Source organism: Streptomyces sp. NBC_01276 (assembly GCF_041435355.1).
Lineage (GTDB): Bacteria > Actinomycetota > Actinomycetes > Streptomycetales > Streptomycetaceae > Streptomyces.
The window spans coordinates 2,562,434-2,578,002 of the sequence record NZ_CP108442.1 but is presented as its reverse complement, the minus strand read 5'-3'; the positions used below and the strand labels follow the sequence as shown (position 1 = coordinate 2,578,002).

Genomic DNA, 15,569 nt, shown 5'->3' with positions numbered 1-15,569 from the left:
CAGCGGGAATAAAGGCTACGCCTCCCGGACGGTGCCTTGCAGGCCGGGCGGGACTTCCGTCGCGCAGGTCACATCGAACGGCGGGTTTCATCACGTGGAATGGCGGGAAACAAGCGTGGTTCGGGTAGGGGGCACCCAGGTTGCGGCCCCCATGGCTTCGCACCCCTGACGACCCCGGGCACGTGTGGCCGAGATCATGTCCTTCCCACCAGAACCCTACGTCAAGACGATGCCGGTGAGCTGCCCGGAAGAGTGACAAGGATTCGGCAACCCCGTGACGATTCGGCCACGCCGATGTGCCCGCCGTGCAGGCCGACGGCCCAGCGGGCGATCGCCAGACCCAGTCCGGTGCCCCCGTCCCCGCCGCGCGCCGCGCCCCGGTTGAACCGCTCGAAGACCCGGTGCCGCTCCGCCTCCGGAATTCCGGGACCCTCGTCGACGACCTCCAGGGCCAGACTCCCGGGCGCGTCGCCGGCCCGGGCGCGGACCGTCACCCGGCCGTGCGGCGGACTGTGCTTGACCGCGTTGTCGATCAGGTTCGCCACCACCTGGTGCAGCCGCTCCGCATCGGCGTGCGCCGTCAGCTCCGGCGGGAACACGTCCAGGTGAAGGTGCACGTCGTTGCGGGTGTGCCCGCCCGAACCGGACAACAGCCCCGGCCGCCCCGCGGCCGCCAGACCCGACTCCTTCAGCACCCCCGACAGGTACGGCCACACCTCGAAACGGCGCGCCTTCAGCGGCACCACCCCGTTGTCCACGCGGGACAGGTCCAGCAGGGTCTCCACCAGCCGGCCGAGCCGTTCCGTTTGCTTCAGGGCCGTGCGCATCGTCTCCGGATCGGCCTCCGAGACCCCGTCCACGACGTTCTCCAGCACCGCCCGCAGCGCCGCGATCGGCGTGCGGAGCTCGTGCGAGACGTTCGCGACCAGTTCTCTACGGTGCCTGTCCACGGCCTCCAGGTCATCGGCCATCAGGTTGATCGTCGCGGCCAGATCGCCCAGCTCGTCGCGGCGTCCGGCGCCCCGCACCCGGCGCGTGTAGTCCCCGTGGGAGATGGCACGGGCCACCGTCGTCATGTCGTCCAGCGGCGCCGTCAGGCTGTGCGCCACGAACTGGGTGATCAGCATCGAGGCGATCACCGAGAAGACCGTGATGAACCGGACCTCCGTGGCGGTGCGCAGCGCCACCATCAGCAGACCCGTGGTGATGAACACCGACACCACGACGAGCGTGCCCAGCTTCGTCTTGATCGAGAACGGCGAGTAGGGCCGCAACCCCGGTCCCGGGGGCCGGTCGCTCACGCCTGCGCCGGGGTCTCCAGGGCGTACCCGACGCCGTGGACCGTCCGGATCCGCTCCGCGCCGATCTTCCGGCGCAGCGCCTTGATGTGGCTGTCGACCGTGCGGGTGCCCGAGGCGTCCGCCCAGTCCCAGACCTCCGCGAGCAGCTGCTCCCGCGAGAGCACCGCGCGGGGCGTCCCCGCCAGGCACACCAGCAGGTCGAACTCGGTCGGCGTCAGGTGCACGTCCTCCGCCTGCACGCGGACCCGCCGCTGCGCGTGGTCGATCTCCAGGTCGCCCAGGCGCAGCGTGGCCCCGCGCGGGGCGGTCGCGGCCAGCGTGGCCCGCTCCACCCGGCGCAGCAGTACGTGGACCCGCGCGGCCAGCTCCCGCATGGAGAACGGCTTCGTCATGTAGTCGTCCGCCCCGACCCCGAGCCCGACCAGCATGTCGGTCTCGTCGTCCCGGGCGGTGAGCATCAGCACCGGCACGGGCCGCTGCGCCTGGACCCGGCGGCACACCTCCAGCCCGTCGAAGCCCGGCAGCATGACGTCCAGCACCAGCAGCTCCGGCAGCCAGCTCTCGGAGGCCGCCACGGCCGCCGGCCCGTCGTAGGCCGTCTGCACCTGGAAGCCCTCGGCCCGCAGCCGGGCCGCGATGGCGTCGGCGATGGTGCGGTCGTCCTCGACCACGAGCACGCGCCGCTGGGCGCCCGGGGTGGCCGCGGCGCCGTTGTGGGTGGTGTGTGTCTGTTCCATGTCCCGCCCCTGAAGATCCCGCGTGATGGGGTGCAGCGTAGAGGAGGCACCGGCCTGCGGCTATGTGCGGTTCGGACAGCGAACGGACGGGTGAACGGCCAGCACACCGTGTTGCCGGACAACGCGCGGCGCGGTGGCCGGAAAGGGCCGGCGGCCCGGTGGGCCCGTGCAGACACCCCCTAGAAGCCCGGCAGGGCCTCCAGGACCTTCTCCAGTCCGGGCGTCAGCGAGCCCTGGTCGGCGCTCACCGTGGCCCCCTCGAACACGAACCGGTATTCGAACCCGTCGTAGACCGGCGGGTCCGCCTTCGCGTCGGGCGGCAGGTGCGGCAGGTCCGCGGCGCGCAGCGCGGTGCGCAGCGCCTCCAGACCGGACGGGGGCAGCTGCCCGGCCTCCGGCCGCGCGGTGCCCGCCGTCCGGGTCCACGAGCCGTCGCCCCGGACGGTGAGGACGACCGTCCGGCCGGCGAACCCGCCGCTACGGGTGACGGTGACCAGCCGCTCGGCGGCGGGATCCCGGCTCGGGGACGCCGACGGGGCCGGGCGGCCGGGGGAGGCGGGGACCCCCGCCGTGGCGCCGGCCGTCGCCCCGCCCGGGGGCCCGCCCGGCCCGTGGGAGTCCGCGCCGCCCGCCCCGCAGCCGACGAGTACCACCGCCACCAGCAGCGCCCCCGCCGCCGTCCGTGCCGTCCGCTCTGCTCGCACCGTTCGCACACCCGCCTCCCGGGTACCCCGTCCGAACCCCGACCATGGACTTCCATCCCACCACGGAACGCACCCCCGGAGGCCGTCATCCGCCTCATCGCCGCCCGGCGCCTGCTGCCCCCGCTGCTCGCCGTCCTCCTCGGCCTCCTCGCACTGGAACGCGGCCCCGGCGGCGGCAGCATGTGGCGCGACGAGTCCACCACCTGGCAGGTCGCCCACCGCCCCCTGGCCGGTCTCGGCGGACTCCTCGAACGGGTCGACGCCGTCCACGGCCTGTACTACCTGCTGATGCACGCGGTCTTCGGCCTGTGGGACGGGGGCCTGTGGGCGCTGCGCCTGCCCTCCGTGGCCGGCGCCGCCCTCGCCGCCGCCGGCGTGGCCGCGATCGCCCACCGCCTCGCGGGGGAGCGGGCCGGGCTCCTCGCCGGCACCGCCTACGCCCTGCTCCCGCCCGTACAGGCCTACGCCCAGGAGGGACGCTCGTACGCCCTCGTCGCGGCGGCGGTGGTCTGGGCCACCCACCTGATGCTGTGCCGTCGGTGGGCCGCCTACGCCGCCGTGCTGCTCCTCGGCTGCTGGCTGCACGAGTTCGCCGTCCTGGCCCTGCTCGCCCACGCCCCCGTCGCCCGTCGCTCGCGCGGCTGGCGGTGGAGCGCGGCGGCCGTGGTGGCCGGGCTGGCGCCGCTGGCACTGCTGAGCGCTGGACAGGCGCGGGCGCAGCTGGGCTGGCTCGGACGGCCCTCCTGGCAGGACTGGGCGGCCTACGGGGTGCTCGCGGGCGCGGTGCTGCTGCTCGCGCGGGGCGCCGGCGAGCGGGGCCTCGCGGACCTGGCACGGGTCGCCGTACCGCTGGCGCTGCTGCCGCCCGGACTGCTGATGACGCTGTCGCTGGTGCACCCCTGGTACGTGGACCGGTACGTCCTCTACGCGCTCGCCGGACCCGCCCTCCTCGTCGGGGCCCGGCTCGCCCGTGCGCGCGGGTGGCGGCCCTGGCTGCTGGTCGCCGTACTGCTGGTGCCCCTGGGCTGGTGGTCGGTGTGGCTGCGGACCCCCGAGAGCCGCAAGGACGACGTCCTCGCCGTGGCCGCCGCCGTCCGGGAGCGGGCCCGGCCCCGGGACGCGGTGCTGTTCATGCCGTCGCGGCGGCGCGAGTGGCTGCTGTCCTCGCCCGCCGCCTACGCGGGCCTGCGCGACGTGGCCCTGGAACGCTCCCCGGAGGCCTCGGACACCCTCCAGGGCACCGAACTGCCCCCGGAGCGGATCCGGGAGGCGCTGCTGGGTTCGCCCCGGGTGGTCGCCCTGCTGGACCCGGACGGGCAGCCCCTGGACCCGTACCCGCGCGAGGCCGCCAAGCGGGAGGCGCTGGCCGCCGGCTTCGAACGCTGCTCGGTGACGCCGGTGCGGGGGGCCCGGGTCGCGGTGTACGCGAGGGCGGGCGGCTGCGACTGAGCCGGGCGGGGTCCGGCCGGGCCGCTCGTGGCCGACTCGCCCTCGGCCGGGGCCCGTTGCCGGGTCCGGCGGGGGCCGGGGGAGGATGGTGCGACCCGCGTCAGACACCCGTCGGGCGGCACGCCCGGGCGGGCGGGGCCCGACGCCCACCCGGAGGTGCCGCATGCCCACACCCGACCCCACCGGTCCGGACCCCGCCGGCCCCGACCCCGCCGGCCCCGACCCCGCCGGTCCGGACCCCGCCGCGTTCGGGCCGCTCGTGGGGGTCGAGTGGCTCGCGGAGCGGATCGGTGGGACCGGGCCGGTCCTGTTCGACGCCTCCGTCGGCGTCCACCGGGGCGCCCCCGCGCGGATCCCCGGCGCGCGGCCCTTCGACCTCGACGGCGTCCTGTCCGACCACACCGCGGCCGCGCCGCACACCATGCCCGCCGCCGCGGAGTTCGCCGAGGCCATGCGCGGCCTCGGCCTCGACGACACCGACACCGTGGTCGTCTACGACGGCGCCGGGATCTACTCCAGCGCCCGCGCCTGGTGGATGCTGCGCGCCATGGGCTTCACCCGCGCCGCCGTCCTCGACGGGGGCCTGCCCGCCTGGACCGCCGCCGGCCTGCCCGTCGAGGACGCCCCGGCGGCGTACGGGGGCCCGCGCGGCTCCTTCACCGCCCGGCCGCGCCCCGGGCTGCTGGTCGACGCCGCCACGGTCTCGGCGGCGCTGGCCGATCCGGCGGCCGCCGTCCTGGACGCCCGCACCCGGGAGCGCTTCGAGGGCACCGCCCCCGAACCCCGGCCCGGGCTGCGGGGCGGTCACATGCCGGGCGCGGTCAGCCTGCCGTTCGGGGAACTGCAGGGGCCGGACGGGCGGATGCGGACGACGGAGGAGCTGCGTACGGTGTTCGCCACCGTGGCGGGCGACCGCGAACGCCTCTGCTTCAGCTGCGGTTCGGGGGTGACGGCCTGCGTCCTCGCCCTCGGCGCGACCCTGGCCGGCCGCGAGGACGGGCTGGCGGTGTACGACGGCTCCTGGAGCGAATGGGGCCTCCCCTCCCCGGACCGCCCGGTGACCTCCGGCCCCTGACCGCCCCGACCGGGGGATAACCCCACCCCGGCTCCGGGTACCGGCCCCAGGGCCCGGCGGCCCCGGGGCCGCGAGACTGGGCGGCATGCCAGCCCACACCGCGTCAGCCCGCCCCGGCCGGAAGGCCTTCGGCGTCGTCACCGTCGCCGCGTTCCTCCTCGCCGGCTGCTCCCTGCCCGGCGGCACGTCCAGGAGCCTCACCGCCGACGCCACCGTGAACGAGGCCGTCACGGCGGTCGAGGTGACGGACGCGCGCCGCGGTTCCATCGAGGTCACCCCCGGCACCGGCCCGGGGGTGAGCGTCCACCGGACCGTGCACTACCGCGGCGACCGGACCCCCGAGCCCGGTCAGCGGGTCTCCGACGGCGTGCTGACCTTCACCGCGGGCTGCGCGGACTCCTGTTACGTCGACTACCGCCTGGAGGTGCCCGCCTCCGCGAAGGTCCGCCTCGACAACAGCAGCGGCCGCATCACCGTGGCGGGGGTCGCGGCCGCCGAGGTCACCTCCGACTCCGGGGACGTGCGCGCCGAGCGGATCTCCGGCCCGCTGAGGATCCGTACCGCGTCGGGCGACATCGAGGCCACCGCCCTGCGCGCCCCCGACACCGAGATCCGCTCGGTCTCCGGTGACGCCACCGTCGGCTTCGCCGCGCCCCCGGCCTCCCTGTCGGTCACCACCACCTCGGGGGAGGTCCGGGCCCGGCTGCCCGAGGCCCCGTACGAGGTGACGGCCTCCACGACCTCCGGCGACCGTGACGTCACCCTGGCCTCCACCCCCGCCGCACCCTCCCGGCTGTCCTTCCGCACCACCTCGGGGGACCTCCACGTCTCCGGCTGACGCGGACCCTCCGGCCGTCCCGGGACGGCCGGGACCTCCCGTGTTCAGCGGGAGGGGTCGGGGGGCGCCCCGACGCGGCGCTGGTTGCTCGTGCCGCAGGCCAGGCAGACGATCCAGTCCCGCATCCCGCCGTCCTCGTGCCGCCACGGGACTCCGGCGACGTTCCCCTCGAACCCGCAGAACACGCACACCTCCTCGTCCCCCTCCAGCCGCCGCATCGGCCGGAGCGGGCCGTCCTGCGGGTGCCGGACGGCCAGCCAGTCGCAGCCGGGGCAGTTCCACCACTCCTCGTCGCTCCGCGGCCGCGGCGCGCCGCCACCCCACAGGCCCCTGCGCCGCAGGACCTCGAACGACGCCAGCTCCCGCCCGCAGCGCGGGCATTCGGGGACGGTCATGGCCGCCCTCCCTTCTTCGTCCGGTCTTCTCGGGTGGAGAACTCGCAGCTCACAGCAGCCCCGGGGGCCTCCGCGCAGGTGTTCGCCCCCGGCGAACGGAAGTTGGGGAACATCCCGGGGCGCAGGTGCATTGAGTCGGCATAGCTCAACTTCACTGCCGGAGGGAAGATCATGGCTTCGACGTCCGTAACGCTCACCCTGCCCGTGCTGCCGCTCGACGACGAGGTCGTGCTGCCCGGAATGGTCGTTCCGCTGGACCTGTCCGACGCCGAGGTGCGCGGAGCCGTGGAGGCGGCGCAGGCGGCGGCCGGGAGCGGGAAACCCCGGGTGCTGCTCGTTCCCCGGGTCGACGGCAAGTACACCGGCACCGGTGTGCTGGGGACCGTCGAGCAGGTCGGAAGGCTCTCCGACGGGGACCCCGGCGCGCTGATCCGCGGGCGGGGGCGCGTCAGGATCGGGGCCGGCACGACCGGGCCCGGGGCCGCGCTCTGGGTGGAGGGCGAGACCGTCGACGAGAAGGTGCCCGACCCGCTGCCGGGGGCCGTCGCCGAGCTCGTCAAGGAGTACAAGGCCCTCGCCACCAGCTGGCTCAAGAAGCGCGGCGCCTGGCAGGTCGTGGACCGGGTCCAGCAGATCGAGGGGGTCTCGGCGCTCGCCGACAACTCCGGTTACTCGCCCTTCCTGAGCACCGCCCAGAAGGTGGAACTGCTGGAGACCGCCGACCCCGTCGCCCGCCTCAGGCTCGCCGTCAAGGCGCTCGGGGACCACCTCGCCGAGCAGGACGTCGCCGAGTCCATCGCCAAGGACGTCCAGGACGGCGTCGACAAGCAGCAGCGCGAGTTCCTCCTGCGCCGCCAGCTCGAAGCCGTCCGCAAGGAGCTGCGCGAGCTGAACGGGGAGCAGGAGGGCGAGGAGTCCGACGACTACCGCGCCCGCGTCGAGGCGGCCGACCTCCCCGAGAAGGTCCGCGAGGCCGCCCTCAAGGAGGTCGAGAAGCTCGAACGCGCCAGCGACCAGAGCCCGGAGGGCTCCTGGATCCGCACCTGGCTGGACACCGTCCTCGAACTGCCCTGGAACGAGCGGACCGAGGACCGGTACGACATCCGGGGCGCCCGCGCCGTCCTCGACGCCGAGCACGCCGGACTCGGCGACGTGAAGGACCGCATCACCGAGTACCTCGCCGTCCGCAAGCGGCGCGGCGAGCGCGGCATGGGCGTCATCGGCGGCCGGCGCGGCGGGGCCGTGCTCGCGCTCGTCGGCCCGCCCGGCGTCGGCAAGACCTCCCTCGGCGAGAGCGTGGCCCACGCCATGGGCCGCAAGTTCGTCCGCGTCGCCCTCGGCGGCGTCCGCGACGAGGCGGAGGTGCGCGGCCACCGCCGTACCTACGTCGGCGCCCTGCCAGGCCGCATCGTCCGCGCGATCAAGGAAGCCGGGTCCATGAACCCGGTCGTCCTCCTCGACGAGATCGACAAGGTGGGCTCCGACTTCCGCGGGGATCCGGCCGCCGCCCTCCTGGAGGTCCTGGACCCGGCGCAGAACCACACCTTCCGGGACCACTACCTGGAAGTGGAGCTGGACCTGAGCGACGTGGTCTTCCTGGCCACCGCCAACGTCCTCGAAGCCATCCCCGAGGCACTGGCCGACCGCATGGAACTGGTCCGCCTCGACGGGTACACCGAGGACGAGAAGGTCGTCATCGCCCGCGACCACCTGCTGCCCCGCCAGCTGGAGCGCGCGGGTCTGGCCGCCGACGAGGTGGTGCTGGAGGAGGAGGCCCTGCGCAGCCTCGCGGGCGAGTACACCCGCGAGGCGGGCGTGCGCACCCTGGAGCGGTCCATCGCCCGGCTGCTGCGCAAGGTGACCTCCCAGCACGAGCTGGGCGAGCGGGAGCTGCCCTTCACCGTCGGCGCCGACGACCTGCGCGCCCTGATCGGGCGGCCGCACCACGTCCCGGAGTCCGCGCAGGACCCCGCGGAGCGGCGCACCGCCGTCCCGGGAGTGGCCACCGGCCTCGCCGTGACCGGTGCCGGCGGCGACGTGCTCTTCGTGGAGGCCTCGCTCGCCGACCCCGAGACGGGGGCCGCCGGGCTCACCCTCACCGGCCAGCTGGGTGACGTGATGAAGGAGTCGGCGCAGATCGCGCTGAGCTTCCTGCGCTCGCACGGCGCGGAACTGGAGCTGCCGGTCGCCGACCTCAAGGACCGGGGCGTGCACATCCACTTCCCGGCCGGCGCGGTCCCCAAGGACGGTCCCAGCGCGGGCATCACCATGACCACGGCCCTCGCCTCGCTGCTCTCCGGCCGCCAGGTCCGCACCGACGTGGCCATGACCGGCGAGGTCTCCCTCACCGGCCGGGTGCTGCCCATCGGCGGGGTCAAGCAGAAGCTGCTGGCCGCGCACCGGGCGGGCCTGACCACCGTGATCATCCCCAAGCGCAACGAGGCCGACCTGGACGACGTCCCGGCCGAGGTTCTGGAGGGGCTGGAGGTACACCCGGTGACGGACGTGCGCCAGGTCCTGGAGCTGGCCCTGGACCCGGCCGCGCTCTCCTTCACCAAGGCCGCCTGACCTGCGGACGAGAGCTCCGCACGGCCCGGGGACCCGCATCGGCGGGGCCCCGGGCCGTCGGCACGCCCCCTGCGAAATACTGGGCACGTACACCGGGCCCGGAGCGGGCCCGCAGGGGGACACCACCACCGATCGGAGCGGGACGTGCACGGGAGCGAAGACCAGGAGTTCCTTGCCCTGGAGCGGGAGCTGTCCGTCTTCCTCCGGCGGGCCCGCGCCTCCTCCGGAGAGATGGCCCGCGCGCTCCACCCGGAGCTGGAGCCCGCCGCGTACGGGCTGCTCGTCCGGCTGGAGGCCGCCGGCCGCCAGCGGGCCACCGAGCTCGCCGCCTACTTCGGGGTCGGCAAGGCCACCATGAGCCGCCAGCTGCGCGCCCTGGAGGTCCTGGGCCTGGTGGCCCGCGAGCCGGACCCGGCCGACGGCCGCGCCTTCCTCGTCGGCCTCACCGACGAGGGCCGGGCCCGCTTCCTGCGCGTACGGGGAGCCCGCCGCGAGCAGTACATGCGCAAGCTGGCCGACTGGGACCGGGGCGAGGTGGCGGAACTGGCCCGCCTGCTCAACCAGCTGAACTCCGGCGAGGAGTAGGCGCGGCGAACCGGCCGCCCCGGGGAGCGGGGGACCGGTCGCCGCGCGGGTTCAGAGCTCCGCGTAGACCGCCGAGGCGTCGTCGTGCCGCTTGTGCCGGGCCGGCGGACGCAGCGGATCGGACTCGATGGCCCGTACCCGCCCGATCAGCCCCTCGGCACCCTCCTCGCGCAGCACGTCCAGACAGGCGGCCCAGTCGCCCTCCCCGAACGTGTCCGTCCACCGGCTCGCCCCGTCCGTCAGCGCCGCGACCGCCGCCACCTCCCCGCGCGGGGTGTGCCCGGTGACCGCGCGGGCCGCCACCGCCGGGTCGGCGGCCGCGGTGAAGAAGCCGCCGTCGGCGTTGCGCAGCGCGTCCGTCGCCGCCACCGAGCCGAGCACCTCGCGCGGGATCCGGTCCAGCCGGTCGTCGAGCACCGCCGTCACCCCGCCGTCGGGCGCGCGGAGCAGGAGCACGGAGTCCGAGAGCACGAGGTGTTCCACGCGGGCCCCGTCCCAGCGCACCACGAGGACCGTCGCCTGCGGGGTCCGGACGTGAGAAAGGTCACAGGTTTGACGGTGTGCGTCGGCGGTGTCCTCGATGGCCCGCGCCAGGATCCGGTCCAGCGGCATGTCCCGTCGCGATCCGGACAGTTCGGTCAATCGGCCCCCGAGTCGGGCCGAGAACCAGGGCACTCCGTGCACGCATCCGTCCTCGCCGCGCGGCGGGGTGACTCCGTCCAGCACGACCAGGACGCCGCCTCCCGTCGCAGGTATCGCGGCCGACACCCAGTCCTCGTTGGGGCGTTCCGGGTTGCCGGGGGCCGAGGCCAGGTCGATGCGCATACGGACATTCTGCCCGCCGGGAACTCCCGGGCCCCGCAAGGTCCATACCAATCGCGGTGTGTGCGGGGTGCGTACCCGAGCCGCGGCCGGGGCGGCTCCGCGGGCATGTGGGCGGGCATAGTGCCAAAGCCCGGCTCGATCTTTCAACCACCCGTCCACGGCCGCCCCCTGACACGGGGTGCCCGAGTTGGTCGGCCACTCCTCCGTGATGTTCACTCCTTCGAGTGGCCGGGTGGGCGATGTGCGGCTCTCCTCCCAACACGCTGCAAAGGTCTGAGGCGGTACGAGGGGGCAGGGGGCGTTTACTTGTTGACCGGCCGTTACCTCGGCCACACGAGTAGACGAGCACGAGCACACGTACAGGATTGCGAGCACCGGTGCAGAAGAAGCGGTCTCGGAAGAACGGCACCGCCAGCGCCGACGGACCCGCCAACGCAGGACGGCGCGTCCGCGTCCGCCGCAGGCTGGTGATCGGGGTGGCAGTCGCCGGACTCACCGTCCTCGCGGCCGGCACCCCCGCCGTCGTCTCCGCCACGAGGGAACTGAACGACTCACAGCGCCTGGTCACCCTCGCGGAACAGACGCAGCACACCCTCACCCTCGCCCACCTCCTCGGCGACGAGCGCGACGCCGTCGTCGAGTACGCGGCGAAGGGACGGCCCGGCAACGCCAAGGCCCCCGTCGACGAGCGCACGGCGCGCACCGACCGGCAGATCGCCGAGATCCGGCCCGAGGCCGACGGGGAACTCGCCCGCGCCCTCGGCCGGATCAGGGGCGTCCGCACCGAGGCCGTCGACGGCAAGGGCACCGCCCTCGCCGCCCAGCAGGCCTACGCGGGCGCCATCACCGAACTCCTCGCGCCCGGCGACCGGCTCGCCGAACTCACCCCGCCCCGCGCGGAGGCCGCCCTGGCCTTCACCCGGCCCATGGCCCCGCTGGGCCAGGCCGTCGACCAGGCCTCCGCCACCCGCGGACTGCTGCTCGCCGCGCTGGCCGTCCCCCGGGCCGAACAGCCCCCGGGCGCCGCCGTCGCCGACGAACTCACCGCCGCCGCCCAGCGGTCCCGGGTCCGGGAGCAGGCCGCGCTGGACGACTTCAACCGCGCCGCGCGCCCCGACGTACGGCAGACCCTCGCGGTCACCGTCACCGGCCCCGAGGTCAAGACCGCCGAGGACCACCTCAAGCGGCTCACCGACCGGCCCACCCTCACCCCGGCCGACCGCAAGGTCGACGCCGGCGCCGTCGCCACCGCGCTCACCGCCCGGATCGACCGGATGCGGTCGGTGGAGTCCACCCTCGCGGGCCAGCGGGCCACCGCCCTCGCCACCCTGCGCGACGACGACGTGACCCGGCTCGAACTGATGGTCTCCGGCCTCGGCGTGCTCTTCCTGTTCGTCATCGGCTTCTCCACCGCGATCGCCCGCTCCCTGACCCGTCCGCTGTCGGTGCTGCGCCGCGGCGCGGAGCGGCTGGCCACCCCGGAGGGCTCCGTCGAGCCGGTGCGCTTCACCGGCCGCAACGACGAGTTCGCCGAGGTCGTGCGCCACCTCAACGCCGTACGGGACCAGACGGTCGCCCTGCACACGAAGATCGCCGGCCTCGACGCCGACCGGCGCCGCCTCATCGGCCGCAACGAAGCCCTCTCCTCGGGCCGCGAGGCGCTGGAGGCGGAACTCAAGGAACTGCGGGCCGGGCTGGAGGAACACCGCCGGGTCATGTCGACGACCTCGGTCTCCCTCTCGCTGCGGACCCTGGGCCTGGTCGAGCGCCAACTCGCGGTCATCGAGGAGCTGGAGTCCAAGGAGGGCGACCCGGACCGGCTCGCCACCCTCTTCAAGCTGGACCACCTGGCGACCGTGATGCGCCGCCACAACGAGAACCTGCTGGTCCTCGCCGGACAGGAACACGGCCACGGGCAGAGCCTGCCGGTGCCGCTGGTCGACGTCATGCGGGCCGCCGTCAGCGAGATCGAACGCTACGAGCGGGTCGACCTGGCCGTCCTGCCGATCGCGACGCAGGTCGCCGGGCACGCCGCCGACGACATCTCGCACGTCCTGGCCGAACTCCTGGAGAACGCCACCACCTTCTCGCCGCCCGAGGCCAAGGTGAAGGTCTCCGGCCTGGTCCAGGACTCCGGCGACGTCGTCGTGACCGTCGTCGACGAGGGCATCGGCGTCACCGGCGACCGGCTCGACGCGCTGAACCTGCGCCTGTCCACCCCCGAGGCCTACGACGAGGAGCCCGAGGCCGAGCACGGCCTGGGCCTCGGCCTGTACGTCGCCGGGCGGCTCGCGGCGCGCCACGGCGTGAAGGCCGAGCTGCGCGCCGCGCGGCACGGCGGCACGGAGGCGCTGGTCGTCATCCCCGCGAGCCTGCTCCCGGCCGGTCCGCCGGCCTCCCCGGTGCACACCCTGGCTTCGCCGGGCGCCCCGGTGTTCCAGCTGCCCGGGGTGGTCGCCGAGGCCAACGAGAACACCCTGCCGCCGAGGCTCCGCCCGGAGGCCGTGACGGCGGAGGCGGAGGCGCCGGCGGACGGCTTCCTCGCGGAGGAGCCGCCCGGGGCCGACGTCCTGCCGGACGAGGTCCCGGACGGCCTCGCCCCGGACGCCGCCGTCTCCGAGGGCCTGCTCTCCGACGAGCTGCTCCCGGACGACGTCCTCTCGGACGGCCCGCTGTCGGAGGGGCTCCTCGCGGGCTCCGAGACGGCGCCCGAGGCCGCGGAGCCGGAGGCTCCGGCCCGGGTGGTCACCCTGGCCGAAGCCTTCGAGGCCGACGCCCCGGCTGCCGACGCCCCGGCGTCCGACGCCCGGGCAGAAGAGTCCCCGGCTTCCGAGTTCCCGGAGCCTGACTCCCAGGTGTCCGAGCTCGCGATGTCCGACGCCCGGGTGCCCGAGCCCCGGGTGCCCGAGCCCGCGGACCCCGTCGCGCAGGCCCCGGCGGAGCCCGCCGAGGCCGCGGAGTCCGCCGAGGCCCCGGACCAGGAGGCCCCCGCCCGGGTGGTCCCGCTGGCCGAGGCCTTCGAGGACGCCCAGCTGCCCCCGGCCGGCCCGTCCCCGGCGTCCGCCGAGCCGGAGACCCCGGCCGAGGAACTGCTGGCCCGCGTCGTCCCCCAGCCCCACGGCTACGAGGACGCGCAGCTGCCGCCCGCCGAGCAGCTCTTCACCGCGGCCTCACCCGACTCCGAGACGACCGCCCACCGGCGCGTCGCCGACGCCGAGGACGGCTTCGTACCGCGCCAGGGCAGCCACCCGGGCCACGCACCCGAGGCCGGCAGCGGGACCACCCCCGGACCCGTCGCCGCAGCCGTCTCCGGGGCCGTCACCGACAAGGGCCTCCCCAAGCGGGAGGCCGTCACCGACAAGGGCCTCCCCAAGCGGGAGGCCGTCACCGACAAGGGCCTCCCCAAGCGCACCCCGCGTTCCGTCCCCGGCCCCGTCGCCGGACGCCCCGCCGCGGCCCGCCCCGAGCCGCGCCGGGTGGACGCCGAAGAACTGCGCCGTCGCCTCGGCGGGTTCTACCAGGGCGCCCAGGACGGGCGGCGCGTGGCCGCCGCCGAGCTCGCGCAGGACCGGGGACAGGGGCAGGGACACACCGACCAGGGGGACACCGCACAGGAGGCCCGCACATGACCGCGCCCAGTACGTACGGACTGAGCACCCAGGCCCGCAACCTGCAGTGGCTGCTGACCGACCTGGTCGAGGAGGTGCCCGGGGTCAACTCCGTGGCCGTCGTCTCCTCGGACGGTCTCCTGCTGCTCTCCTCCGAACCGGGGGCCTCGGACACCCCGCAGGAGGGGCGCCCCAAGGGCCCCCGCGGAGCCTCGGCCGACCTCGCCACCATCGTCTCCGGACTCGGCAGCCTCACCACCGGCGCCGCCGCCCTCATGGAGTTCGGCGCCGTCAAGCAGACCATGGTGGCGATGGAGAACGGCTCCGTCTTCGTCATGGCCATCAGCGACGGCTCCCTGCTCGGCGTGCACGCCACGCCCGACTGCGACATGAGCGTCGTCGCCTACCACATGGCCCTGTTCGTCGGCCGGGCCGGCCACGTCCTGACCCCCGAAGTCCGCAGTGAACTGCGCCAGTCGATGGAGAAGACCCCGTGAGGAGTACGGCCTCCGACCGGCTGCCGATACGCGGCGCCGACCGCCGCCCCGCCCGCGTCCGCCCGTACTCCCTCACGGGCGGCCGCACCCGCTTCACGCAGATCCTGCTGGTGGAGACCTTCGTCGCCGCCCTCGACACCGGCCCGGCCAAGACGCCCGACCGCATGCCCGAGATGCGGGCCATCGTCGAGGTGTGCCGCCGCATGCGCACGATCGCCGAGATCTCCGCCCTCCTGAAGCTGCCCCTCGGCGTCGTCCGCGTCCTCGTCAGCGACCTCGCCGACCAGGGCCGGATCCGCGTCTACGGCACCGGGCACGGCACCGGCCGGCCCGAACGCGCACTGCTGGAAAGGGTGCTCAGTGGTCTTCGCCGTCTCTGACCCCGCCGCCCTGCTGGACGACGAACCCGCCCAGCCCTGGCAGTACGACCGTTCGCGCGCGCCTGTCGCCGTCAAGGTGCTCGTCGCGGGCGGGTTCGGCGTCGGCAAGACCACCTTCGTGTCCTCCGTCTCCGAGATCACTCCGCTGCGTACCGAGGCGGTGATGACCCAGGCCGCCGCACCCACCGACGACCTCACCGGCACCCCGGACAAGCACACGACGACCGTCGCGATGGACTTCGGCCGCATCACCCTCGACGACGACCTCGTGCTGTACGTGTACGGAACCCCGGGCCAGGAGCGGTTCTGGTTCATGTGGGACGACCTGGTCCGCGGAGCCATCGGCGGACTCGTCCTCGCCGACACGCGCAGGCTCCGCGACTGCTTCCCCGCGCTCGACTACTTCGAGAGCTGCGGGCTCCCGTACGCCGTCGCCGTCAACCACTTCGAGGGCTCACAGGCCTACGACACCGAGGACGTGCGGGAGGCTCTCACCATCCCGCCGGAGGTCCCCGTCGTGATCATGGACGCGCGGCGCCGGAAGTCGGTCGTCGAATCCCTGCTGACCCTCGTGGGCCACGCGCTGGACGCCACCCCCGAATAGCCC

At 74.9% G+C, this 15,569-nt stretch carries 14 protein-coding genes; 9 read left to right on the top strand and 5 right to left on the bottom strand.

What is annotated here, in order from left to right; genetic code table 11:
* Nucleotides 1-221: 221 nt before the first annotated feature.
* The 3 genes from OG295_RS10850 to OG295_RS10840 all read right to left on the bottom strand — a co-directional run bounded on the left by OG295_RS10850 (nt 222) and on the right by OG295_RS10840 (nt 2,751).
* Nucleotides 222-1,301: an ATP-binding protein gene (locus OG295_RS10850; protein ID WP_371676690.1), complete on the bottom strand. Its 1,080-nt coding sequence runs from the start codon at nt 1,299-1,301 to the stop codon at nt 222-224.
* On the bottom strand, nt 1,298-2,038 hold the full coding sequence (locus OG295_RS10845; protein ID WP_030225711.1) for a response regulator transcription factor: 741 nt from the start codon (nt 2,036-2,038) through the stop codon (nt 1,298-1,300). The genes OG295_RS10850 and OG295_RS10845 overlap by 4 nt, the downstream gene beginning before the upstream one ends.
* Before the next feature lie 179 nt (nt 2,039-2,217).
* A complete protein-coding gene (locus tag OG295_RS10840) occupies nt 2,218-2,751 on the bottom strand; it encodes a hypothetical protein (protein WP_371676689.1) in 534 nt (177 codons plus the stop codon).
* Between the two features lie 171 nt (nt 2,752-2,922).
* On the opposite strand from OG295_RS10840, the gene OG295_RS10835 reads away from it, so the two are divergent.
* From OG295_RS10835 to OG295_RS10825, 3 genes are all read left to right on the top strand, one after another.
* On the top strand, nt 2,923-4,191 hold the full coding sequence (locus tag OG295_RS10835) for a hypothetical protein (protein ID WP_371676688.1): 1,269 nt from the start codon (nt 2,923-2,925) through the stop codon (nt 4,189-4,191).
* Nucleotides 4,192-4,354: 163 nt separating this feature from the next.
* The gene (locus OG295_RS10830; protein WP_371676687.1) at nt 4,355-5,266 is read left to right on the top strand and encodes a sulfurtransferase; all 912 of its coding nucleotides are present in this window, start codon (nt 4,355-4,357) and stop codon (nt 5,264-5,266) included.
* Nucleotides 5,267-5,351: 85 nt separating this feature from the next.
* Entirely contained in the window at nt 5,352-6,104 is a 753-nt protein-coding gene (locus tag OG295_RS10825; protein ID WP_371676686.1) for a DUF4097 domain-containing protein, read from the top strand.
* Nucleotides 6,105-6,148: 44 nt separating this feature from the next.
* Here OG295_RS10825 and OG295_RS10820 read toward each other — a convergent pair whose 3' ends face one another.
* On the bottom strand, nt 6,149-6,499 hold the full coding sequence (locus OG295_RS10820; RefSeq protein WP_371676685.1) for a hypothetical protein: 351 nt from the start codon (nt 6,497-6,499) through the stop codon (nt 6,149-6,151).
* 171 nt (nt 6,500-6,670) lie between these two features.
* Here OG295_RS10820 and lon point away from each other — a divergent pair, with 171 nt between their 5' ends.
* Nucleotides 6,671-9,067: an endopeptidase La gene (lon, locus tag OG295_RS10815; protein ID WP_371676684.1), complete on the top strand. Its 2,397-nt coding sequence runs from the start codon at nt 6,671-6,673 to the stop codon at nt 9,065-9,067.
* A 144-nt stretch (nt 9,068-9,211) separates the two neighbouring features.
* The gene (locus OG295_RS10810; protein ID WP_030225696.1) at nt 9,212-9,652 is read left to right on the top strand and encodes a MarR family winged helix-turn-helix transcriptional regulator; all 441 of its coding nucleotides are present in this window, start codon (nt 9,212-9,214) and stop codon (nt 9,650-9,652) included.
* A 51-nt stretch (nt 9,653-9,703) separates the two neighbouring features.
* On the opposite strand, the gene OG295_RS10805 is transcribed toward OG295_RS10810, so the two are convergent.
* A complete protein-coding gene (locus OG295_RS10805; protein ID WP_371676683.1) occupies nt 9,704-10,477 on the bottom strand; it encodes a protein phosphatase 2C domain-containing protein in 774 nt (257 codons plus the stop codon).
* Nucleotides 10,478-10,854: 377 nt separating this feature from the next.
* Here OG295_RS10805 and OG295_RS10800 point away from each other — a divergent pair, with 377 nt between their 5' ends.
* Genes OG295_RS10800 through OG295_RS10785 form a run of 4 tightly spaced genes read left to right on the top strand, consistent with a single transcriptional unit; the run spans nt 10,855 to nt 15,566 of the window.
* Nucleotides 10,855-14,106 (top strand): nitrate- and nitrite sensing domain-containing protein, encoded by a 3,252-nt coding sequence (locus tag OG295_RS10800; RefSeq protein WP_371676682.1) that lies wholly within the window; start codon nt 10,855-10,857, stop codon nt 14,104-14,106.
* Nucleotides 14,103-14,582 (top strand): roadblock/LC7 domain-containing protein, encoded by a 480-nt coding sequence (locus OG295_RS10795; protein ID WP_371676681.1) that lies wholly within the window; start codon nt 14,103-14,105, stop codon nt 14,580-14,582. Before OG295_RS10800 ends, OG295_RS10795 begins: the two co-directional genes overlap by 4 nt.
* A complete protein-coding gene (locus tag OG295_RS10790) occupies nt 14,579-14,962 on the top strand; it encodes a DUF742 domain-containing protein (protein ID WP_371676680.1) in 384 nt (127 codons plus the stop codon). Before OG295_RS10795 ends, OG295_RS10790 begins: the two co-directional genes overlap by 4 nt.
* Complete coding sequence (locus OG295_RS10785) at nt 14,943-15,566, top strand: ATP/GTP-binding protein (RefSeq protein ID WP_371676679.1); 624 nt, start codon at nt 14,943-14,945, stop codon at nt 15,564-15,566. Before OG295_RS10790 ends, OG295_RS10785 begins: the two co-directional genes overlap by 20 nt.
* Nucleotides 15,567-15,569: the final 3 nt, after the last annotated feature.

Bases quoted from the DNA above. Each gene is read 5' to 3' on its own strand.
- OG295_RS10845 (WP_030225711.1), bottom strand. From the start codon at position 2,038: ATGGAACAGACACACACCACCCACAACGGCGCCGCGGCCACCCCGGGC.
- OG295_RS10835 (WP_371676688.1), top strand. From the start codon at position 2,923: ATGTGGCGCGACGAGTCCACCACCTGGCAGGTCGCCCACCGCCCCCTG.
- OG295_RS10830 (WP_371676687.1), top strand. From the start codon at position 4,355: ATGCCCACACCCGACCCCACCGGTCCGGACCCCGCCGGCCCCGACCCC.
- OG295_RS10825 (WP_371676686.1), top strand. From the start codon at position 5,352: ATGCCAGCCCACACCGCGTCAGCCCGCCCCGGCCGGAAGGCCTTCGGC.
- OG295_RS10820 (WP_371676685.1), bottom strand. From the start codon at position 6,499: ATGACCGTCCCCGAATGCCCGCGCTGCGGGCGGGAGCTGGCGTCGTTC.
- lon (WP_371676684.1), top strand. From the start codon at position 6,671: ATGGCTTCGACGTCCGTAACGCTCACCCTGCCCGTGCTGCCGCTCGAC.
- OG295_RS10805 (WP_371676683.1), bottom strand. From the start codon at position 10,477: ATGCGCATCGACCTGGCCTCGGCCCCCGGCAACCCGGAACGCCCCAAC.
- OG295_RS10795 (WP_371676681.1), top strand. From the start codon at position 14,103: ATGACCGCGCCCAGTACGTACGGACTGAGCACCCAGGCCCGCAACCTG.